The sequence below is a fragment of the Agrobacterium sp. GW821-FHT14E08 genome, from assembly GCF_058803865.1.
The window spans coordinates 1133967-1155990 of record NZ_JBXAPJ010000001.1; the positions used below are offsets into that span (position 1 = coordinate 1133967).

The following is a 22024-nucleotide window of genomic DNA, read 5'->3' on the forward strand; positions in this document are numbered from 1 at the left end:
CAACCGCAATCGGATAGCGCCGCATCCCTGCGGGATCGTCGCCTTGCAGAGGGGCAACATCGTCTATCAGGGAACCAGCTATGGCGTCGATGCGGCCGTTGCCAGCCCCACAAACGGCCGGCTCGCCACCATCGGCGCGATCTACAACCTTCCCTCACCGGTGGGAGCAGCCGTTGCGGCACTCAACATGAATGTCACGAAATCGGGGGTGACGACGAACATCACCAATGGCGTCGTTTCCGGCTTTTACGATGTGCAGCAGCCGAACATGCGCAACCAGATCGGCATATCACCCCGCCGCGCCGGCGAGGTTTTCAGCCAGCCGGGCGATAGCGGCAGCGCCGTGATCGACACGGCGGGCAACAACGTCGTCGGGCTGTTTTGGGGCGCAAGCGCCCAGGGCACGATCAGCCTCGCCAGCCCCATCCACCCCATCCTCAATCTTTTCAACTGCACCGTCGTCTGACGATGAAAAACGCCTGACAGATGGAAAACCACCCTTTCCGAACGCTCATTCGGGAAGGGTGACCCCAAAGCGAAAGCCGCTCACCCACCCCACCGGTTGCGGAACACCAGCTCCTCCAGTGGCACACGCTGCCGCCAGCCCTTCACCGCCAGTTCCGGCTCGGTGTAAAGCGCATCGACGCGGCCGAGGCACAGCCAGGCCACGATTTCGATATGGTCGGGAATGCCCAGAATGGTGCGAATGTCGCTGTCGTGGAAAATGCTGACCCAGCCGACACCGATGCCTTCGGCACGCGCCGCAAGCCAGAGATTCTGGATCGCGCAGACGGTGGAATAGACATCCGTGCGCGGATTATGGGTGCGGCCCAGCACCACCTTGCCGCCACGCGTCGGATCGCAGGTGACGCAGATGCTCAGCGGCGCCTTGCGGATGCCTTCAAGCTTGAGACTACGGTAGAGCGTCTGCTGCTCGCCCGTAAACATCGCCGCCGCCTCCTCATTGGCGCGGCTGAAGGCCACAAAGGCGGCCTGCCTCACGGCGCCATCGGTAACGAGCGTGAAATTCCACGGCTGCATGAAGCCGACGGAGGGAGCGGAATGCGCAGCCCGCAGCAGGCGCTGCACCACCTCCTCCGGCAAAGGATCGGGCAGGAACTGGTCACGCACGTCACGGCGGCTTTCAATGGCGCGGTAGATCGCCTCGCGTTCCTCGCTGGAAAACGGCCGGGCGGGTGAAAGCGCGTGATCGAACGGATCGGCTTGCAATGAACCGGTGGCGGACGGATCAATCGGCATCGTTTATCCCCAACAATGCGGGCGCGGCTGTGCTGAAACCATACCGGTTTTCGCCTGCACGACACGCCTCTTCAACAACCTGCCGCCGTCCACGCGGTTCAGTCTATCCCGTCAGGCCGGTCTTCTGACTCGGCTTCATCCGCCCTTTTCGCCTTCCCGAACTGCTTCAGTGGCTTGTGAAAAGGGCATCCGCCTCACAGCGCTGGGCACGTTCCGGTCTTTCACCGGATTCCCGATTCTCCCGCCGCAACCGGCGGGCACCTGACGTAGAAAGCTATGAGCAAGAAGGCTTGCGAAGGCAAGTGTCTTGCAGGACCGTGCGGCAATGTGACCATGGCACACCGTCGTACCCGCCTTGAGCAACATCCAGACAACCCAAGTCTCTGGGCTGAAAAGAGGCCTTTCGACGCGCAGACGCGCATCGGCTGGATGCCGGATCAAGTCCGGCATGACGGAAGAAGAATAGATCACGCCACAGGGAAATACCTAACATAGGCGAACTCATCCCCATCCGGTGACCAGTTGGGTGAGTTCATCGTGCCCTGCCCGCCAAAAAGCTCGAACAGTGTTTCGGCATTGCCGCCATCCATATCCATCAGCCGCACCCGCACATCGAGGTCACGCGGATGGTCGAAGACATCGCCGTCATAGGAGACGAACACCACCTTGTCACCTTTCGGAGACGGATGCGGAAACCAGTCGCCATAGGAACTGTCGGTGATCCGCTCGACGGCTGAACCATCCACCCGCACGCGCCAGATCTGCATCAGCCCCGTGCGGCTGGAATTGAAATAGACCCACTCGCCGTCTGGCGAATAATCCGGCCCGTCATTGCGGCCCTCGCCATGGGTCAGCCGCGTCTCGACGCCGCTTGCTATATCCATCGAATAGATATCGAAGACCTGATCGCGAATGCCGCAATAGGCAAAACTTTTCCCGTCCGGAGCCCATCCGTGCCAGTAGGAAGGAAGGTTCTTCGTCATCAGCCGTGGCGCGCCGCCCGCCGAGGGCATGAGGTAGATGGCGCTCTTGCCAAATTCCACCTTGTCGGAAATGGCGTAAAGCGATCCATCCGGCGAAATACCGTGATCATTGTTGCAGAGCGTCGCAAAGCCGGTATCGACCCTCTCCGGCGACGCATCACCGGCAAGGGACAGGCGGTAAAGCAGCCCTTCGCTGTTCAGCAGCAGGTATTTTCCATCCGGCGACCAGTTCGGCGCTTCGAATAGATCAGGCGTCTGCCACACCACCCGCATCTGCCGGGTGCGGATGTTGAAGATTTCGATGGAGCTGCGCATTCTGCCTCCCGGGCGTGTCCGTGTTCTCGCTCAAAGCGCCCGGCAATGCAGACATTCCGTTTGCATCCGCCATCGCCATGATTATGATCCTAGGGCGGCAGGCACCGTCCTGCAAATTCAAACCGGAAAAAACGCCAGCGCTCCGGCACCGTCCGTGACCCTTGCCGTTTCTCCCAGATCCGAGGTTCCGCGATGAATACCATCGCCGATCACCGCATCCGCTTCGGGCGGATCGCCGCAATGCTTCCTGTCAAAAACATCGAAAAGGCCCATGATTTTTATGTCGGTGTTCTAGGCTTCGAAAAAACCTTCGAAAACGGCAATCCTGTCGGTTTCATGATCCTCAAACAGGGCCATGCCGAGCTGCACCTGACATTGCAGCCCAGCCACAAGGCAGCGCCCTTCAATGTGGCGCATATGATGGTGAGCGATGTCGATGCGCTGCATGCGCTCTGCAAGAGCCAGGGCTTGCGCATCATCAAGGGCCTGCAGGACAAGGATTACGGCCTGCGCGCCTTTGTGTTTGAAGACCCCGATGGCAATCGCATCGATGTGGGGCAGGCTATTTGAGATGAGTGGGCGGCGCGGGGTTTTCTCCGCGCCGCTTGTTTAAACACGAAGGTTCGTTGTGGACCGAGCGCATGCCCCTTGTTTCTTCTCCCCGCCGGGGAGAAGTCCGCGGCAGCGGGATGAGGGGGCAAGGGCAGTGAGTTACGGCAACGTTGCCCCTTCATCCGACCCTTCGGGCCACCTTCTCCCCGGCGGGGAGAAGAAACGAGCGGCAACGCCGAGCAAAACATCCGCTACCAGCGCCTTCCGTCAATCACCGATCCCGAAACCGGTTGGTAATCGGGTAACGCCGGTCACGCCCAAAGTTCTTCTTGGTGATCTTCACGCCCGGCGCCGATTGCCGGCGCTTGTATTCGGCAAGATAAAGCAGATGCTCCACCCGGTGCACCGTCGCCACATCATGGCCACGCGCGAGAATCTCCTCGACCGACATTTCCTTCTCGACAAGGCATTCCAGAATATCGTCCAGCACCGGATAGGGCGGCAGCGAATCCTGGTCGGTCTGGTTGGGGCGCAATTCCGCCGATGGGGCCTTGGAAATGATATTGGCGGGGATCACCTCACCGGAAGGGCCGAGCGCGCCCGGCGGCACATTACCGTTGCGCCAGCTGGAAATGGCATAGACCTGCATCTTGTAGAGGTCCTTGATGGGGTTGAAACCGCCATTCATGTCGCCGTAGAGCGTGGCATAACCCACCGACATTTCCGACTTGTTGCCCGTTGTCACCACCATCGAGCCGAACTTGTTCGAGACGGCCATCAGGATGGTGCCGCGCGTGCGGCTCTGCAGGTTTTCCTCGGTAATGCCCTCTTCCGTGCCTTCGAAGAGATCTGACAGTGCCGATAGGAAACCCTCCACCGGCTCGACGATCGGCACGATGTCGTAACGGCAGCCCAGCGCTTTCGCGCAATCGGCCGCGTCCTTCAGCGATTCCTCCGAAGTATAGCGGTAAGGCAGCATGATGCAGCGCACCCGCTCCTCGCCCAGCGCATCGACGGCAAGGGCGGCGCAGATCGCCGAATCGATGCCGCCGGAAAGGCCGAGAACCACGCTCTTGAAACCGTTCTTGTTGACGTAGTCGCGGAAGCCCAGCATGCAGGCGCGGTAATCGGCCTCCTCGCCTTCGGGAATTTTCGAGAAGGGTCCGCTTTCGCAGCGCCATCCCTCTTCCGTACGTTTCCAGTCGGTGACGGCAAGCGTCGCCTCGAACTGGCTCATCTGGAAGGCGAGTGTCTTGTCGGCATTAAAGCCGAAGCTTGCGCCGTCGAACACCAGCTCATCCTGTCCGCCCAGCTGGTTGGCGAAGACGAGAGGCAGGCCGCTTTCGATAACCTGCCGCAGAGCCACCTGGTGGCGCACGTCGAGCTTGCCGCGATAATAGGGCGAACCATTCGGCACCAGCAGGATTTCCGCCCCGCTTTCGGCCAGCGTTTCGCAGACACCCATCTCGTTCCAGATTTCCTCGCAGATCGGAATGCCGATCCTGACCCCACGGAAATTATAGGGACCGGAGATCGACCCTTCGGCGAAAACGCGTTTTTCGTCGAACTCGCCATAATTCGGCAGGTCTATCTTGTCGCGCAGCGCGATGATCTTGCCGCCATCCAGAAGCGCCACGGAATTGTGCCGGCCCGTCTCGCCCTGGCGCGGAAAACCGATGACGATGCCCGGCCCGCCATCGACGGTTTCCGCCGCCAGCTCTTCCACGGCCTTCAGGCATGCTTTCAGGAAAGCCGGTTTCAGCACCAGATCTTCCGGCGGGTAGCCGGATATGAACAGCTCGGTCAAAAGCAGGAGATCGGCGCCCTGCGTCGCCGCATCGGCCCTTGCCTCGCGCGCCCTGGCGAGATTGCCCGCCACGTCGCCAACGGTGGGATTGAACTGCCCGACGGCAATCCGGAGATGGTTCTGGATATCGTGTCTGTCGCTCATGGCTTTTCAATACCCCGCCCGTGCCCGCTCCGCAACGCGGCAATTGCATGGCGACGCCCGTTACGCATGGCAGGCGCCCGTTCACGCTAAGGTTATCGCCGCACCCGCCAGGTTGCGCAAAGTTCATGTCGCGTTCATCGCGCTTATGTGACAGTTACATGACACTTTTGCGACACCCGATTCACCTCCCCGGATCGGTCGTGCCGCCTGCAATACCGGAGTATGAGTTTGAGAGATTCGGCGCCAAAAACAACGGCTTCCGAAAAGGCTTTTGTCGTCTTTTCGCCTGCATGGACAAGGAGCCTTTCGAAGCTTTCGGGCACGGCCTATACGCTTGCCAACCTGACGGTCGCATCCATCGTGCTGGTCGTGGCGCTGGAGTGGATCGCCCGCGGTTCGCTCCATGATGTCGGTGCGTTCCTGACCTCGTCCGCCCGCCCGGGCATGACCACCATTGCCGCCGTTCTGCTTTTGCTGGTGGCGCTGGATTCCATTCTTGGCCGTCGTTATCTGTCGCTCATTGCGGTTACGCCGCTTTGCGTGCTGACGGGACTGATTTCCGCACAGAAACAGACCTATCTCTCCGATCCGCTTTATCCTTCCGACCTGCTGTTTGGCCGGCAGATTCTCGAGCTGCTGCCCACCATGCTGAAGGCCCAGCCGTTGACGGCGGTATTGGTCGGGCTTGGCCTTTTCGCCACGGTTGCGGCGCTGGCCGCCCTCTGGCTTCTGGCGCGGCGTTATTCTCCGGGCCTGAACTGGCGTGAACGCGCCGCAGGTCTTGCATTGGCGCTGCCGCTTTTGGCCAGCCTCGCCTCGCTGATGGACTATTCGCATTACTCCTGGGTACGCGATCGCCTCAACATCATTCCCATGATGTGGGACCAGCAGGAAAATTACCGCCACAACGGCTTCCTGATGGCTTTTGCCTTCAACATTCCGATGGCGAATGTGTCCGCCCCGCAGGGTTACGGTGAAAACAGCATTGCCGACCTGACGGCGCAGCCCGCCGCCTTTGCCGCCAACAAGGGCGATTACCCCGATGTCATCATGCTGATGAGCGAATCGCTCTGGGATCCGACCCGGCTTGAAAACGTGAAGCTCTCGGCCGATCCGATGCCGACCATTCGCGCCAAACAGTCCGGCAATGTCTTTTCCCCCGAGTTCGGTGGCATGACGGCGAATGTGGAATTCGAGGCGCTGACCGGCTTTTCCAACGCTTTCCTGCCCTATGGCAGCATTCCCTACCAGCAATATATCCGCCGCCCGGTGCCCTCGCTTGCCAGCTTCTTTCGTGGCGAGGGTTATTCGGCCATCGCCATGCATCCGTTTCAGGAATGGTTCTGGAACCGCAAGCAGGTCTATCAGAATTTCGGCTTCGAGGAATTCCGTTCCGAAGAGACGCTGCCGGCCATGGAAAAACGCGGCAACTTTGCCTCTGACGACGCGCTGATGGACGAGATCATGGCGACGGCCGAGCAGGCCCGCAACCCGCTCTTCCTCTTCGCCGTCACCCTGCAGGGACACGGCCCCTACGAGGCGGGCCGTTATGCCGCCGATACCGTCGGCGTGGAAGGCGATCTTTCTCCTTCGGCATCGCAGGCGCTCGCGACCTATTCGCAAGGGGTGGTGGAGGCCGACGAGGCCCTTCTGAAACTGATGCGCTGGGCCAAGAAGCGCGACCGTGAAACCATCATCGTCCTCTTCGGCGATCACCTGCCGCCGCTCGGCCAGACCTTCGTGGAAAGCGGCTACATGCCCGGCATGGTGGCCAGCCGCCGCGCGCCGCTGGAGGTGATGAAGAAGGAACATGAGACACCGCTCGTCGTCTGGTCCTCGAAGAAGGGCGTGCGCAAGAATATCGGCACCATCAGCCCGGCGCTTCTGCCCTATCACGTGCTGAAGACTGCGGGCTTCTCCGATCCCTTCTATACCGGCACGCTGGGCGAAGTGCAGCAGGCCTTTTCCGTCATCGACCGGCATATGCTGGTGGCGACCGACGGCAAGGCCCTGCCCGACTGGTCGATCGCGCCCAATTCCATTCCTGACGTGGTGCGCGACTACCGCCTGCTGCAATTCGACATGATGTTCGGCCAGCAATATGGCCGCGAGCGCTTCTTCCCCGGTTTTAACTGGGTGAATGAGGGCACGCCCGCCGTCTGACGGTTTTCGGCACGGGACGCGTGAACCGCATGGTGGTGGAAATCGTTTGAATTTCACCACCATGCGGGTTTATCTCGATGCAGCCCGCACCGCACCATTGCAACGGAGAAACGCCGTGACTGATATCTCCGACTATATCGTTTCGCATTTCAAACGCTCCTCGCGCGAGATCGGCGAGGTGGAGCGCCGCATTCTGGAACTGTCGCACCAGAAAAAGCTGGTTTCGAGCGACATCAATGCGGAATTTTCGGCCGGCGCAAGTATCGGTGACAGGCTGGCCGACAATATCGCCAAGGTCGGCGGCTCCTGGGGGTTCATCCTCAGTTTCTGCTTATTCCTGGTATTCTGGGCGGTCATCAACACCATCGTGCTGGCAACGCGGGCTTTCGACCCCTACCCCTTCATCTTCCTCAACCTGCTGCTCTCCATGCTGGCGGCCATCCAGGCGCCGATCATCATGATGTCGCAGAACCGTCAGGCTGCCCGCGACCGTTTCGAGGCGGCAAAGGATTATGAGGTCAACCTGAAGGCCGAGCTGGAAGTGCTGTCGCTGCATGAAAAGATCGACGTGAAGGTGCTCGCCGAGCTGGCGGCGCTGCGGCAGGATCTCGCGAGCCTCCACCACCACGTCACCCGGAAAGACGGCTGACACCCGGCAAATTCATCCCCGCTTTTCCCCGTCCTGCCGCGCACTGTTATGCTGCATGCAGTCCTGCCGGGTGGATGCCAGACGTGGTGGAAACCGAGGGACGGTTCTGGTGGTGGAACGCTGGCAACGTTCGTGGTGACAGGACCATTTCGCAACAGGCGGTGCACCGCCGCTTGCGAAATACGGCATGGTGAAAGACCCGGCTGCGCAACGCATCCGACCCACACCAACCTCAACCAAAGCGCAGCCGGGCAATCGCCCGACGCACCCAGACCATCCCCGTTCGGCAGCGCCGTGCGGGATGAAGGTGTTGGGGTTTTAGAGCGTGTTCAGAAAAGTTGAACGTAGGGTGCGGGGCTTACCCCCCTCTGCCCTGCCGGGCATCTCCCCCTCAAGGGGGGAGATCGGCAAGAGGCCCTTTCGTCGCTTCATTCTCAAGCGTAGAGATGGGCGAAGCCTTGCCGCAGATCGATCTCCCCCCTTGAGGGGGAGATGCCCGGCAGGGCAGAGGGGGGTAAAGCTCCACGCACCCCCGCTCCACCACAAATCACACAACCTCCCAAAAATTCACCCCCAGTTACGAATCCGTCAGAATCTTGCGCTACAGATTGACGCAGGCGTTTGTTGCATTGCACTCTTGCGGGCAAGGCTGACAGGGGAATCACTTTCCATCGTCAAAATGGCATCACGACCATTTCGCGGCGACGCCACGCCGGATGCAACATCCGGTCATTGCAATGCATTCTATTCCGGGGTTTTTCATGCACCAGTTCGATCTGATTGTTGTCGGCAGCGGTCCGGCGGGAAGACGGGCCGCCATTCAGGCCGCCAAGCTCGAAAAGAAGGTTCTGGTCATCGAGAAGGGCAGCCGTGTCGGCGGTGTTTCCGTGCATACCGGCACCATCCCTTCCAAGACCCTGCGCGAAACCGCGCTCAACCTCACCGGCTGGCGCGAGCGCGGCTTTTACGGCCGCTCCTACCGCGTCAAGCAGGAGATCGACGCGGACGATCTGCGCCGCCGCCTGCTCATCACGCTGGACCACGAGGTCGAGGTGCTGGAACACCAGTTCGCCCGCAACCGCGTGCAGCACATTCGCGGCACGGCAAGTTTCGTTGATGCCAACACCATGAAGGTGGTGAAGAACGACGGTGAAATCATGAATGTCACCGGCACCTCCATCCTGCTGACCATCGGCACCCGCCCCTACCGGCCGCCGCATATTCCCTTCGACGGCCAGGCCGTGCTCGATTCGGATGAGATTCTCGAGATCAAGGAACTGCCGCGCTCCATGGTCGTGGTCGGCGCCGGCGTCATCGGCATCGAATATGCCACCATCTTCAGCGCGCTCGACACCCAGGTGACGGTGGTGGAGCCGCGCGAAACCATGCTCGAATTCATCGATAAGGAAATCGTCGAGGACTTCACCTACCAGCTGCGCGACCGCAACATGAAGCTCATCTTCGGCCAGAAGGCGGAAAAGGTGGAGCGCGACGAGAGCGGCAAATGCCTGGTGTCGCTCAGCAATGGCCGTGTCCTGAAAGCCGAGACGGTGCTGTTTGCCGCCGGCCGTGTCGGTGCCACCGATACGCTCAATCTTTCCGCCTGCGGGCTGGAGGCCGACAGCCGTGGCCGCCTGAAAGTCGATCCCGAAACCTTCCAGACCTCGGTGCCGAACATCTATGCCGCCGGCGACATCATCGGTTTCCCGAGCCTTGCCTCCACGTCAATGGAACAGGGCCGCATCGCCGCCCGCCACGCCGTGGGCGCACCAGCCGGCGAACCGCCGCAATTCTTCCCCTACGGCATCTATGCCGTACCGGAAATCTCCACCTGCGGTCTGACGGAAGAAGAAGTCATCGAACGCGGCATTCCCTATGAATGCGGCATCGCCCATTTCCGCGAAACCTCGCGCGGCCACATCATGGGCCTCGACAGCGGGTTGTTGAAGATGATCTTCTCGCTCAAAACCCGCCGCCTGCTCGGCGTCCACATCGTCGGCGAAGGCGCGACCGAACTGGTGCATATCGGCCAGGCGGTGCTGAACCTGAAAGGCACTGTGGAATATTTCGTGGAGAATACGTTCAACTATCCGACGCTTGCCGAAGCCTACAAGATTGCCGGGCTGGATGCGTGGAACCGCATGGGTGAGATCAAGAAGGATTGAGCGGCGGATTTTCAATGGGTGCCAAGCTGCCCAGAGGTTTGACAAGCTGCCATGCGGGCTTGTGGCAAGGTTGCAGCGTCTCCACTGCGCCACCCCAGACTTGATCCGGGGTCGAGCCAGCCCAAGTCCTTGGGCTTAAAACACCTCCTCACGGCGCCGAAGTGCCGTGGCTGGATGCCGGATCATCCTCGGGCTAGTTCCGGGGACCGGCATGACAAAGGGAGTTTTTCGCCCCGAGACTTAACCTTAGAAACATAGGCTGCCAACGGCATTCTAAAACCTCTCCGTCGTCATCCTCGGGCTTGACCCGAGGATCCACAATCCGGTGCACCACGGATCCTCGGGTCAAGCCCGAGGATGACGCCGAGTTTTCAGACACCCCCCTGCGGGCGGAACCGCACTCACCACCGAATACTATACCGCGCACTCACCCCCGGCCGGAAATGATCCGCATAGCCCTGATCAAGCGTTCCCCGCACCGTCAGATTGTCGCCGATCTTCTGCTCCACCGCCACACCGCTGCTGAACTCGTTGAAGCTGTTGCGGCTCGCCCCCGTCAGCACGAAAGCCGTCCCGGTCTCCGAGCGGGAAAGGCGCAGCGACTGCGACACATCCAGCCCGTTCCATTGCTGCGCCGTGCCGTCATAACGCACGGTGAAATTGCGGTTTGCCTCGATATCCAGTTCCGGCGTGACGATGCGCTTCTGCTGCGACGTCATGGAAAGGCTGCTCGATCCCGTCAGCGCGTTGAAGATGACGCCGACATCACGGGCCAGCGAAACGCCGGGCAACTGTTCGGCCAGCAGCGTGACATTGCCCCATACCCGCACCGGCGTATCCACCACCTGCCCCGTCTTCGAGGCATTCATGCCCATTTCAAGCCCGGCGCGGATCGGCGTATCGACCGGCAGTTTCGCGCCGATGCGCGCCGTATAGGAGCGGTCGGAATTCTTGACCGGCTTCCAGATCAACCCTGCCTCATCCGCATGGGCGGCAGCTCCCACAAGGGCATAAAGGGCGATGAAAAGGGCGGAACCCGTACGGAGTGACATACTTGTCCCCTGGCAAATTAAGGGCGCACCGGGAGAACCCGGCAGGCACGGTAAAAGCTTAAGGCCAATGGTTTGGCAGCGATAAGGCCGCACGAGAGCGGCACACAATGCCCGAACGACCGCATGCAACGGCCGGGGCAAATCATGCTGCGCAGGGTGCCAGATGAACGGGAGATGAACAAGAGCAGATGCAGCAAAAAATCATGCTGCACCGCATTGTGATCGGGAAGCTTCCCATCAGCGGTGCACCGACTGCTTGACGAATCGGCTTTTCCCAACGGATATTTGTTACCGCGTGGCCTGCGCCTAACCTCCACGACCTTCCCCAGCAGGGTCTTCAATGGAGGCAAAGGGACTATTGTCTCAGGCACTTGTCTTGGTCCGATCGTTTCGGGCGGGTTGCTGGGGAACTGCGTCCGAGACGGGAAAGGCCTGACAATGACGCAAAATAGCAATCTAAAACGGCGTGTAAGAGCGCGCGCAGCCAAAACCGGCGAATCTTATACAGCTGCTCTCCAGCATATTCGCAGAATACCGGACGCTCCTTTGAGCAACTCAATACGCGTGGCGGTCGCGCAAACATCCCTGTTCAACGATCCTCGTGACGTCTCCGCCCTAAAAACCTGCGGACAGGAAATCCGCCGTCTCATGGACGATGCCCAAAAGGCTGGCGCTCGCCTCATGCATTTCCCTGAAGGGGCAACGTGCTGGCCACATAAACGGATCATGTCAGAGACTGGTCCGGGGCAAATCGGACCATCCGACTGGACACGCTTTGAATGGGAAACTCTGCGCGAAGAACTGGAAGCGATCAGAAAACTGGCGCGCAAGCTGAAACTATGGACGGTTTTGGGGGCCGTCCATCAACTCACGCCACCGCACCGGCCATATAACAGCCTGTATGTCGTCTCCGATCGTGGAAAGCTCGTCACGCGCTACGACGAACGTTTGTTGTCGAACACCAAAATCTCGTTCATGTATTCGCCGGGAAATATCCCGGTGACGTTTGAAGTCGATGGCTTCCGTTTCGGTTGCGCACTTGGCATGGAAGCGCACTATCCGGAAATATTCATGGAATATGAGAAGCTGAATGTCGATTGCATGCTGTTTTCCACCGCGGGCGACGCCCCTTCCAATGCTGCGGCATTTGCCGCCGAGATATTGGGGCACGCAGTGAGCAACACCTATTGGGTCAGCTATTCCACCCTTGCTCCACAGAGTCCCAGCGCTCCCTCGGGAATCGCCGCACCGGATGGTCAATGGGTGGCGCAATGCCTGATGAATGGTTTACCGGCCATCGCGCTAGCGGATGTCATCATCGATCGGGAAAGTCCCGCGCGACCGTGGCGGCGAAAAGCGCGCGCCGATCTTTACACGCCTCATCAGGTGAATAACGATCCGAGAAGCGATAGCCGGAACCAGTTCTAACACTCAATACCCGCCAGTGGCGCTGGTTTGTGCCACTGGCCACATCACTCAGAGCGGAACGGTTCGTATCCCCAACCAAACAAAAAGGCCGCAGCTTTCGCCACGGCCCTTTGTTCAATCAGCTTGCACTGAAGAAGATTATTCGGCGTCGCCTTCGGCGGCCTTCTTCTTGGCCGGAGCCTTCTTCTTCGGAGCGGCTTCTTCGCCTTCAGCGGCGTCGTCAGCCTTGGCAGCAGCCTTTTTCTTGGCAGGCGCCTTCTTCTTGGTTTCCGTTGCTTCTTCGGCGTCGTCAGCCAGCAGCTCTTCCTTGGAAACGGTCTTGTCCGTTACCGAGATTTCGGAGAGCAGCTTGTCGATGACCTTTTCTTCGAAGATCGGAGCGCGCAGCGAAGCGGAAGCGCCGGGGGTGTTGCGGAAGAAATCGAGGATTTCCTTCTGCTGGCCGGGGAACTGCTGCAGCTGCTGGAACAGCGCGCGCTGCATTTCTTCTTCGGTCACTTCAACGCCGGCCTTTTCGCCGATTTCGGAGAGAACGAGGCCGAGACGGACGCGGCGTTCAGCCAGCTTGCGATATTCTTCGCGGGCTTCTTCTTCGGTCGTGTCTTCGTCAGCGAAGGTCTTGCCCGACTGGGCGAGATCGGTGTTGATCTGGCGCCAGATGTTGTCGAACTCGGCGTCAACCAGGCCAGCCGGCGTGTCGAACTTGTACATTTCGTCCAGCTGGTCGAGGATCTGACGCTTGACCTTCTGGCGGGTGACGTTGCCGTACTGGCTTTCGATCTGGCCCTTGACGATTTCCTTCAGCTTTTCAGCCGATTCGAGACCGAGCTTTTCAGCCAGTTCGTCGTTGATTTCAACGGCAGCAGCAGCGGCAACTTCCTTGACGGTGATGTCGAAGTTGGCTTCCTTGCCGGCAAGGTTTGCAGCCGGGTAGTCAGCCGGGAAGGTCACGGTGATGGTCTTTTCATCGCCAGCCTTGACGCCGACCAGCTGGTCTTCGAAGCCGGGGATGAAGCGGCCCGAACCGAGAACCAGTTCGGCATCTTCAGCAGCGCCGCCGTCGAAGGCAACGCCGTCAACCTTGCCGAGATAGTTCATGGTGACGCGGTCGCCATCGGCGGCCTTGCCCTTCTTGGCTTCAAAGGTGCGGGCGCTTTCAGCGATCTTGAGGATCTGCTCGTTGATTTCGTCTTCGGAGACTTCAACAACTTCGCGGGTAACCTTGATGCCGTCATTGGCCTTCAGTTCGATGGCCGGAATGATTTCGTAGGCAACGGTGAATTCGAAATCGGATTCGGCCGACAGGATCTTTTCGGCTTCCTGCTCGTCTTCGGTCATGGAGATGGCCGGCTGGGTAGCAGACTTCTCGCCGCGGCTGGAAAGGATTTCGGTCGGCTTTTCACGAACCAGCTCGTTGACGAGGTCGGCCATGATGGACTTGCCGTACATCTTCTTCAGGTGGCCAACCGGCACCTTGCCGGGACGGAAGCCGTTGATGCGAACCTTGTCCTTGGCGTCAACCAGGCGCTCGTCCAGACGGGCCTTCATGTCGGCGGCCGGAATAACGACCTTGAGTTCGCGCTTCAGCCCTTCAGCGAGCGTTTCGATAACCTGCATTTTCCTAACCTTCACATCATGGCGGCGGTGCTCAGACAGCCGTTGGTTTACTTTCGAGCACTGCGCCGGAAACGTCGTTCCCCGGCCGTGGCTTCCCTTATTTCTTGACACAAGCGCCTGCCGGACACCATTGCGCCCGCGCCCGAGAGAAAGACCAAGGGGGAAAACGAACCCCGAAGCTCCCGCATCTTATAAAGATGCACTCTGGCGCAAGCGTGGCACAGCCATGCCTTGCTTGTGGTGCGGGTAGAGAGACTCGAACTCCCACGCCGAAGCGTTGGTACCTAAAACCAATGCGTCTACCAATTCCGCCATACCCGCACGTTGGGCGGCGGTATGTCACAATGTTCAGAAAGGGTCAAGCACGCCGTTCCCCCCGCCCCTCGTTTCCTCCGGACTTTTCTTGCCGCCTGCGCCGGCGGGAAGAGGCCGCCGCCCTCTTTGACTATTTGCAGCCTGCGCCAGGGGAGAAGGCACAACAGCGGAACAGAGACTATTCCTTGCGGAAAACGAAAAGCTGCACAGCCCGCGCCCCCGCCTTTCCTGCCCAGCAAACCCGCATGGAGGCCGGCGCGGAAAGCGGAGATATTTATGCGGCTACGTTGACATTATATATAGCACGTCCCGCACCGCACATTGCGCGCGCCCTTTTCTAATCTGCAATTCACGACTGCCGTGTCCTCCCCTTGCCCGGTCAACCCTCGCGGATTCGCAATGCCGCCCATCCTGCCACCACCAAAAGCACATAAATTGGTCACAAATTATGCATGAATCGCCGCAATCGGCCCGTTTTACCGGCCTGCATTGCATTCCACGCATAGGTGGCATCTTGCTTTGTCTGTTTTTCTTTTGATTAAACCGATTATATTCATGGTCATACAGAGATCGAGTTCAGCCCCGGACCAAAGCCTCCCAAGACTGGCCGCAGAGACTGAACAGCACGAAGAGGAAGATGAAAATGAACATTACTCGCTCGCTCACCAACTGGCGCAAGTATCGTCAGACCGTAACCGAACTCGGCCGCATGACCGACCGCGAACTGAGCGACCTCGGCATTGGCCGTCAGGACATCCGCCGCGTCGCCCGTACCGCCGTCGGCATCTAATCCGCCTCGCCGCTTGAATGCAGCGGATGCGAGACTACCCTTCCAAAAGGCCTGAGGCTTCCGCCTCTGGCCTTTTTTGTTTTGGGCGATCCTTGAGCAGCCCCCCCCCGTCTCCGCCTTCACATGCCGCAAGCAAACCGGTTAAAAATGCATCGCTCAGCCGATCGCCTGGAGCAATGCGAAGCGCCCGAAGGCATTGCCGGCGCCCCAAAAATTGAAAATGGCCGCCCAAATGCCCTCAGAGGCCGCCCAATCTTCAAAAACCGCCCGAAAGACGGGCATTTCCGCTCATATTTTGCTCAGGCGATAAGCAAAGCCGCAAAATTAGCCGACATAGTGCACAAATGCATGGCAGTAGCCTAAATTCTGCACTGCACAACATGGCTCAATGTCTATATATAAACCTCAACAGCCGAGAGCACAGACAAACCGCTGAGCCGGCAGACGAATTCACAAAGAAAGATTGAGGAAACGACCATGAACCCTATCCGCATCGCAAAGAACTGGATCTCCTACCGCCGCACGATCAACGAACTTGGCAGCCTCTCCAACCAGGCTCTGAGCGACATCGGTCTGACCCGTTACGACATCCGTAACGTAGCAGCCCGTTCGTTCCGCTAAGGCGTAAACGATCGTCCCGCTGCCCGACCTCCAGGGCGCGACGATTGAGCGACAGGTAAAGAAAGCGGCGCCTCTGGCGCCGTTTTTGATTCCGGGGGTTGGCTGGAACTCGGCATCGCTGCAACATATCAAAGGTTCGTTCCTTCCCTGCGTGCCGCCTGCAAAAGCGCTTCCCGCGACATGCAGTGCAATCTGACGCGCACTGCGCCGCCGCTTGTTTCTTTTCCCCGCCGGGGAGAAGGTGGCCCGAAGGGTCGGATGGGGGGGCTAGCTCTCCGAATATCTCCACCCTCGCCCCCTCATCCCGCTGCCGCGGACTTCTCCCCGGCGGGGAGAAGAAACAAGGGGCACGCGCTCGTTTCACAATGCCCGCGCCTCTTCCTCGCCCGCCTCATCCCAAAAACATTTGGCTGCCCCGGCCATGCATGCTAGTGCATCCCGCAACAATGCCGCGTCCTCTGGGATCCGCGCGAAACAATCACTCAAGAGACAGCCGCCGGACGGGAGCCTCTGCCCCGCATGCGGCCCATGGACGCCAGATGGACGCCAGCATGCAAGACAAGACCACTTCTCCCATTCACGTCGTGGGCGGCGGGCTGGCCGGCTCGGAAGCCGCATGGCAGATCGCGCAGAGCGGCGTGCCCGTCATCCTGCATGAAATGCGCGGCGTGCGCGGCACGGATGCGCATAAGGGCGATACGCTGGCAGAACTGGTCTGTTCCAACTCCTTCCGCTCCGACGATGCGACCGCCAATGCGGTCGGTGTCATCCATGCCGAAATGCGGCTTGCCGGTTCGCTGATCATGGCCTGCGCCGACAGACATCAGGTGCCGGCCGGCGGCGCGCTTGCCGTCGATCGCGACGGGTTCTCCGAGGCTGTGACGAAAGAGCTTGAAAGTCACCATCTGGTGACGATCATCCGCGAGGAAGTGAACGGTCTGCCGCCGAAGGAATGGGGCAGCACCATCATCGCCACCGGCCCGCTCACCTCGCCGGATCTGGCGGCGGCGGTTCAGGCCGAAACGGGTGAAGATGCGCTTGCCTTTTTTGACGCCATCGCCCCCATCGTCCACCGCGACAGCATCAATATGGATATCTGCTGGTACCAGTCGCGTTACGACAAGGTCGGCCCCGGCGGCACGGGCAAGGATTACATCAACTGCCCCCTGAACGAGGAACAATATAACGCCTTCATCGATGCGCTGATTGCGGGCGATACGGTCGGTTTCAAGGAATGGGAAGGTACACCCTATTTCGACGGCTGCCTGCCGATCGAAATCATGGCCGAACGCGGCCGCGAGACCCTGCGCCATGGCCCGATGAAACCCATGGGCTTGACCAATGCCCATACCCCCACCGTGAAGGCCTATGCCGTCGTGCAGCTGCGCCAGGACAATGCGCTCGGCACGCTCTACAACATGGTTGGTTTCCAGACCAAGCTGAAATACGGCGTGCAGGCGGATGTGTTCCGCATGATACCGGGCCTCGAAAATGCGGAATTCGCGCGCCTCGGCGGCCTGCACCGCAACACCTATATCGATTCCCCGATCCTGCTCGATCCGTCGCTGAAGCTGAAATCGCGGCCGGACCTGCGTTTCGCCGGCCAGATCACCGGCTGCGAGGGTTATGTGGAAAGCGCCTCCGTCGGCCTCCTCGCCGGCCGCTTCGCCGCCGCCGAACGGAAGGGTGAAGCTCCGAGCCTGCCGCCGGCCACCACCGCACTCGGCTCGCTCCTCAACCACATCACCGGCGGCCACCTCTCTTCCGATGATGAGCCGGGCAAGCGCTCCTTCCAGCCGATGAACATCAATTTCGGCCTCTTCCCGGAACTGGAGCCGGGTTCTATCGTCAAGCCGGAAGGCGTGAAGCGTTTTCGCGGCAAGGACAAGACGATCATGAAACGCCAGCTGATTGCAGCGCGGGCGTTGAAGGATTGTGCGGCGTGGCTCGGGACGGGCAACACCGCCCCGGCTGCGGGAACTGTTCAGGATCATTGAACGGCAAGATACCGGCCACGAAGCATTCCGTGGCCGGTGCTGTCAGCGAACGTTCCAGAAGGCCCAGTCGGACTTGTCCTTCTGATATTTGTAGTGCCGGGAAAAATATGGATTGACCGTCGCCACATATTCGAAATGGAAGGTGGTCGCGCTGAGGAACGAGAACAAGGGGCTATATTTGTAACGCCCCGAAATCACGATGACGGACTCTTCCTCCTTGAAGTTCCCCGCCCTCAGCATCTTGTCCCAGGTCACGTTTTCGGCCGAGCCGAAAAAATTGTAGGGCGCGAAATCGGTCACGGCGACACCACCTACCAGTTTGGCACTCCGCAAGGTCAGATCGAGCTTGTCCGGGTCGAGCGGCTGGCCGGCATCGATGACGAAGGTCTTCACCCCCGTCCTCACCCGCTCCTCAAATTCCGGGAAACGGGCGGACCACCGGGCAGTATTATCGACGACAGTAACAAAACGGTCGTAACTCAGCCAGCCACGACCGATCTCAATCATCACCGCGAGAAAAATGATCAACATCGGCAATAGCAGAGAGAATTCCACCGCAGCCACACCGCAACGGGACCGCACCAAGGCGGCAAGGACCGATTTCAGCCGAAAGACCATCATTCCGTCACCCGAACGGCGGTGATCGCCAGAGAGACATTCTGCAATTGCGGCCGCTTGCCGCCGCTTGGGATCAGCAGACGCGTGGTAGGCAGGATGAATTGCCAATTGTAACCGAGCGCCAGCAGATATTGCCCGGCTTTCCTGTCAGGCGCCTGAAACTTGTTCTCGACCGGAAAAGTCAACGGCACGGCGGTGAAATCCGCATCCGGGATCGGAACGAGTGTTATCTTCATAGTCTCTTCCGTCGTGCCGAGCAGGAAATTCGAGGCGATGACCCGCCTGAACTCACTTTCGGTAACCACACTCTGACTTGCCGCCGCCTTGCGCAGCAATTCTCCCCCGGCATTGGCCGCCGTCGACAGATTGAGACTGAGCAGCAGTGCCAGGCCGACTTCGAAAATACCGAAGATCAGCAAAAAAAAGACCGGCAGGAGCAGACCGAACTCGACGGCGGTCGCCGCGCGAATGTCAGCCGCATAGGACCTGAACAGACCACGATAACGGTCACAGAACACTTTACTTCGGCGAGTCGACATACGTCACCTCGAAAGCCGTGATGATGCCACCGAGGCTGTCGCTTTTCCCGCCCGCAGCAATCGTCAGCTTGTAGACGGAGTATGTATCGACCGTGATCGCGTAACTACGGCGTTCCCAGAAGACCTTACCCGTCTGTCCCATTTCGATGATTTTCTTTTCCGGGCCCAGTTGCGGACGCAGCGGCTGCAGGAAGACGTCGATGTCGTTGGTACCGCCAAAGGCATCATTACGACCATTATACCAGACCGAAACCTCATATTTCCCCGGATGCAGTTCCACATATTTGAAGATGGAGCTGTTGGCATCTTTCCTGTTCTGCCCATCCCAGTGACTGTCCAGTTCCACGACATATTTGGTCGGGGGTATCCGGGCGTTCTGGGCAGTCTGCAGCGAAGGACTTTGCGGTTCGTCTGATTTAACCGGACACGGCAGCTTGGCTTCCGTCGATTGCAACGCACCCTTATCGCCCTCTTTCAACTTGTCGTTCTTTTTCGGATCTTTCGGCTCTGCCTGCGCGCTATCCTGCGGCGAGACACTGGCGCAGGCGAGGCCGGCATCGTTGCCCTTCTTCGGTTCCTCATAACCCTGCCAGCCGTGTTTTGCACGACACTCGGCATTGCTCCAGTCCTGAAGCTCGATGCCCGGACCTGTGCCGCCGTCCCATCCGAGTTCCTGATAGCTGTAGACCCCCCAGCAACCGTTAGGGGTCTTGGGGCTTTTGCCATATTTAAGGACCCGGTCCTTGCCGTTCAGCCGGTCGAAAGTATTGTTGACGATTACCTCGCCATCATAGGGATAGGGAGGAATGCCACCACAACGGTAGGTCAGCGCGTAATCCAATTTTTCGACATCGAACATGTCCCCCAACACCGTATCGTAGGTGAATTTCGCTTCGATATCGGTGGTCAACCAGTCGATCTTCACTTCGCGGCTCAACACCTTCTGTTTGGTGGAGCGAATGAGCGCATCGAACGTGTCGAGCACATTTTTACGGCGCACCTCATCGAGCGGCACATTCGTCCGGGTCGGTTTCGTCGAACGCTCACAGGCCTGCGCGATCACCCGTTTTGACTGGCTGTAATAGGCCAGAGCCCGGCCACCCTCGAAGAGCAGCCCGAAAGTGAAGAGGAAGATGGGCATCAGCAATGCCGTGAGAATCGCAAAATTCGCCCGCCGGTCCTTGAGAAGCGAGTGAAAATCACTCGTCAGGGCGTGCAGTATTCTTTCAATATAAAACATTGTACCTATCGCTTTTCATGAACCACCAAGGATCGTCCCAGCTCCTTCCCCAGCCGGACAGACAAAGGCCGCAGCCGGACGAAGCGCCCGGGCTGTCGCAAAACAAACTCAACAAAGCCGCGGATGCGGGCCGCTCTCATGGCGGTGCGATATGAATGGCCCGGGCAGTCACACTCGGGAGATCAAAATTTCTCAATCCACCGGTCGATCGTAACAATTACGGGCGAAATTCCATTCGTCATTCAATACGGCGAATTAAACACGAGATTCGTAAATTAAAGATCACACCAGAACTAAAAATAATATGCAAAATCATATATTTAAATCAGATATTCATAATTTATCATAGTCGAAATACTGCATTGAATACGACAGGTGGAAACTCAATTGCGACAATACAATTCTACCGATCCGCGCTTGTCCCTGCGAGCGTTGGGCCGGTCTCGTCTTTTTGAGTGCGACGGATAGGCGAAAGGCGCCTTTGCCCCTTGTCCCTCCAGCCAAGCTCGGGCAAAACAGCCCTGTTCAATCACAAGACAATACCAGGAGATCGAAAATGGACGTTCGCGCCGCAGTTGCCATTCAGGCAGGAAAACCGCTTGAGGTCATGACCGTGCAGCTGGAAGGTCCGCGCGCTGGCGAAGTGCTGATCGAGGTCAAGGCGACCGGCATCTGCCATACCGACGATTTCACCCTGTCGGGCGCTGATCCGGAAGGCCTGTTCCCTGCCATTCTTGGCCATGAGGGCGCTGGTGTTGTCGTTGATGTCGGCCCCGGCGTCACCTCGGTCAAGAAGGGTGACCATGTCATTCCGCTCTACACGCCAGAATGCCGCGAGTGTTATTCCTGCACCTCGCGCAAGACCAATCTCTGCACCTCCATCCGCGCCACCCAGGGCCAGGGCGTGATGCCCGATGGCACGAGCCGATTCTCGATCGGCAAGGACAAGATCCACCATTATATGGGCTGCTCGACCTTCTCGAACTACACCGTCCTGCCCGAGATCGCGCTGGCCAAGATCAACCCGGATGCTCCCTTCGACAAGGTCTGCTACATTGGCTGCGGCGTAACGACCGGTATCGGCGCGGTCATCAACACCGCCAAGGTCGAGATCGGTTCCACCGCCATCGTCTTCGGTCTCGGCGGCATCGGCCTCAACGTGCTGCAGGGCCTGCGCCTTGCCGGTGCGGACATGATCATCGGCGTGGACATCAACCCCGACCGCAAGGCCTGGGGCGAGAAGTTCGGCATGACCCATTTCGTCAACCCGAAGGAAGTGGGCGACGACATCGTGCCCTATCTCGTCAACATGACGAAGCGCAATGGCGATCTGATCGGCGGCGCGGACTATACGTTCGACTGCACGGGCAATACAAAAGTCATGCGCCAGGCGCTGGAAGCCTCGCATCGCGGCTGGGGCAAATCGGTCATCATCGGCGTTGCCGGCGCCGGCCAGGAAATCTCGACGCGTCCGTTCCAGCTGGTCACCGGCCGCAACTGGATGGGCACGGCCTTCGGCGGCGCACGCGGTCGCACCGATGTACCGAAGATCGTCGACTGGTACATGGAAGGCAAGATCCAGATCGATCCGATGATCACCCATACGATGCCGCTCGAAGACATCAACAAGGGCTTCGACCTGATGCACAAGGGCGAAAGCATCCGCGGCGTCGTTGTCTATTGATCGGCTAGCCACCACGGCAGACGTGCCCCGCGCGTCTGCCGTTCATGCAAATGTGATCACCACCCCGCGCCTTGCTGCCGCCGCG

At 59.3% G+C, this 22024-nt stretch carries 18 protein-coding genes, 1 tRNA gene and 1 riboswitch; of the genes, 10 read left to right on the plus strand and 9 right to left on the minus strand.

The genetic code is table 11. From position 1 onward, the window contains the following. The first annotated feature begins 43 nt into the window (after positions 1 to 43). On the plus strand, positions 44 to 466 hold the full coding sequence (locus AC1ROR_RS05595) for a chymotrypsin family serine protease (RefSeq protein WP_498588831.1): 423 nt from the start codon (positions 44 to 46) through the stop codon (positions 464 to 466). A gap of 80 nt (positions 467 to 546) precedes the next feature. Here AC1ROR_RS05595 and bluB read toward each other — a convergent pair whose 3' ends face one another. After that, positions 547 to 1260 carry a 5,6-dimethylbenzimidazole synthase gene (gene bluB / locus AC1ROR_RS05600; protein ID WP_498588832.1) on the minus strand — a complete coding sequence of 238 codons (714 nt, stop codon included), beginning with the start codon at positions 1258 to 1260 and terminating at the stop codon, positions 547 to 549. Positions 1261 to 1357: 97 nt separating this feature from the next. Then, positions 1358 to 1540: riboswitch (cobalamin riboswitch) on the minus strand. Between the two features lie 187 nt (positions 1541 to 1727). After that, positions 1728 to 2558: a TolB family protein gene (locus AC1ROR_RS05605; protein WP_498588833.1), complete on the minus strand. Its 831-nt coding sequence runs from the start codon at positions 2556 to 2558 to the stop codon at positions 1728 to 1730. A 192-nt stretch (positions 2559 to 2750) separates the two neighbouring features. On the opposite strand from AC1ROR_RS05605, the gene AC1ROR_RS05610 reads away from it, so the two are divergent. Next, the gene (locus tag AC1ROR_RS05610) at positions 2751 to 3128 is read left to right on the plus strand and encodes a glyoxalase superfamily protein (protein ID WP_498588834.1); all 378 of its coding nucleotides are present in this window, start codon (positions 2751 to 2753) and stop codon (positions 3126 to 3128) included. Positions 3129 to 3381: 253 nt separating this feature from the next. Here AC1ROR_RS05610 and AC1ROR_RS05615 read toward each other — a convergent pair whose 3' ends face one another. Continuing rightward, positions 3382 to 5061, minus strand: a complete 1680-nt coding sequence (locus tag AC1ROR_RS05615; RefSeq protein ID WP_498588835.1) for an NAD+ synthase — start codon at positions 5059 to 5061, stop codon at positions 3382 to 3384. A 222-nt stretch (positions 5062 to 5283) separates the two neighbouring features. Between AC1ROR_RS05615 and AC1ROR_RS05620 the strand changes: the two genes are divergently transcribed. The 3 genes from AC1ROR_RS05620 (at position 5284) to sthA (ending at position 10038) form a co-directional block, all read left to right on the plus strand. Then, positions 5284 to 7224 (plus strand): LTA synthase family protein, encoded by a 1941-nt coding sequence (locus tag AC1ROR_RS05620; RefSeq protein WP_498588836.1) that lies wholly within the window; start codon positions 5284 to 5286, stop codon positions 7222 to 7224. 115 nt (positions 7225 to 7339) lie between these two features. Continuing rightward, positions 7340 to 7873 carry a DUF1003 domain-containing protein gene (locus AC1ROR_RS05625; RefSeq protein WP_498588837.1) on the plus strand — a complete coding sequence of 178 codons (534 nt, stop codon included), beginning with the start codon at positions 7340 to 7342 and terminating at the stop codon, positions 7871 to 7873. Positions 7874 to 8634: 761 nt separating this feature from the next. Then, positions 8635 to 10038: a Si-specific NAD(P)(+) transhydrogenase gene (gene sthA, locus AC1ROR_RS05630; protein ID WP_035223441.1), complete on the plus strand. Its 1404-nt coding sequence runs from the start codon at positions 8635 to 8637 to the stop codon at positions 10036 to 10038. Positions 10039 to 10439: 401 nt separating this feature from the next. Here sthA and AC1ROR_RS05635 read toward each other — a convergent pair whose 3' ends face one another. Then, positions 10440 to 11090 carry a hypothetical protein gene (locus AC1ROR_RS05635; protein WP_035223162.1) on the minus strand — a complete coding sequence of 217 codons (651 nt, stop codon included), beginning with the start codon at positions 11088 to 11090 and terminating at the stop codon, positions 10440 to 10442. A gap of 438 nt (positions 11091 to 11528) precedes the next feature. Between AC1ROR_RS05635 and AC1ROR_RS05640 the strand changes: the two genes are divergently transcribed. Next, a complete protein-coding gene (locus AC1ROR_RS05640; RefSeq protein WP_498588838.1) occupies positions 11529 to 12518 on the plus strand; it encodes a carbon-nitrogen hydrolase family protein in 990 nt (329 codons plus the stop codon). Between the two features lie 138 nt (positions 12519 to 12656). Here the strand turns inward: AC1ROR_RS05640 and tig are convergent, their stop codons facing one another. After that, on the minus strand, positions 12657 to 14135 hold the full coding sequence (tig, locus tag AC1ROR_RS05645; protein ID WP_035223158.1) for a trigger factor: 1479 nt from the start codon (positions 14133 to 14135) through the stop codon (positions 12657 to 12659). 238 nt (positions 14136 to 14373) lie between these two features. Beyond that, positions 14374 to 14456, minus strand: a tRNA-Leu gene (locus AC1ROR_RS05650). A 637-nt stretch (positions 14457 to 15093) separates the two neighbouring features. Here AC1ROR_RS05650 and AC1ROR_RS05655 point away from each other — a divergent pair. The 3 genes from AC1ROR_RS05655 (at position 15094) to trmFO (ending at position 17858) form a co-directional block, all read left to right on the plus strand. Further along, the gene (locus AC1ROR_RS05655) at positions 15094 to 15240 is read left to right on the plus strand and encodes a DUF1127 domain-containing protein (protein WP_013636249.1); all 147 of its coding nucleotides are present in this window, start codon (positions 15094 to 15096) and stop codon (positions 15238 to 15240) included. Positions 15241 to 15717: 477 nt separating this feature from the next. Beyond that, entirely contained in the window at positions 15718 to 15861 is a 144-nt protein-coding gene (locus AC1ROR_RS05660) for a DUF1127 domain-containing protein (protein WP_003495735.1), read from the plus strand. A 539-nt stretch (positions 15862 to 16400) separates the two neighbouring features. After that, positions 16401 to 17858: a methylenetetrahydrofolate--tRNA-(uracil(54)-C(5))-methyltransferase (FADH(2)-oxidizing) TrmFO gene (gene trmFO / locus AC1ROR_RS05665; RefSeq protein ID WP_498588839.1), complete on the plus strand. Its 1458-nt coding sequence runs from the start codon at positions 16401 to 16403 to the stop codon at positions 17856 to 17858. Positions 17859 to 17900: 42 nt separating this feature from the next. On the opposite strand, the gene AC1ROR_RS05670 is transcribed toward trmFO, so the two are convergent. Genes AC1ROR_RS05670 through AC1ROR_RS05680 form a run of 3 tightly spaced genes read right to left on the minus strand, consistent with a single transcriptional unit; the run spans position 17901 to position 20255 of the window. Then, entirely contained in the window at positions 17901 to 18479 is a 579-nt protein-coding gene (locus AC1ROR_RS05670) for a TadE/TadG family type IV pilus assembly protein (RefSeq protein ID WP_498588840.1), read from the minus strand. Further along, positions 18476 to 19015 carry a TadE/TadG family type IV pilus assembly protein gene (locus AC1ROR_RS05675; protein ID WP_498588841.1) on the minus strand — a complete coding sequence of 180 codons (540 nt, stop codon included), beginning with the start codon at positions 19013 to 19015 and terminating at the stop codon, positions 18476 to 18478. The genes AC1ROR_RS05670 and AC1ROR_RS05675 overlap by 4 nt, the downstream gene beginning before the upstream one ends. Beyond that, a complete protein-coding gene (locus AC1ROR_RS05680) occupies positions 18996 to 20255 on the minus strand; it encodes a TadE/TadG family type IV pilus assembly protein (RefSeq protein WP_498588842.1) in 1260 nt (419 codons plus the stop codon). Before AC1ROR_RS05680 ends, AC1ROR_RS05675 begins: the two co-directional genes overlap by 20 nt. A 556-nt stretch (positions 20256 to 20811) precedes the next feature. On the opposite strand from AC1ROR_RS05680, the gene AC1ROR_RS05685 reads away from it, so the two are divergent. Continuing rightward, a complete protein-coding gene (locus AC1ROR_RS05685) occupies positions 20812 to 21939 on the plus strand; it encodes an S-(hydroxymethyl)glutathione dehydrogenase/class III alcohol dehydrogenase (protein ID WP_035223144.1) in 1128 nt (375 codons plus the stop codon). The last annotated feature ends 85 nt before the right edge of the window (positions 21940 to 22024 follow it).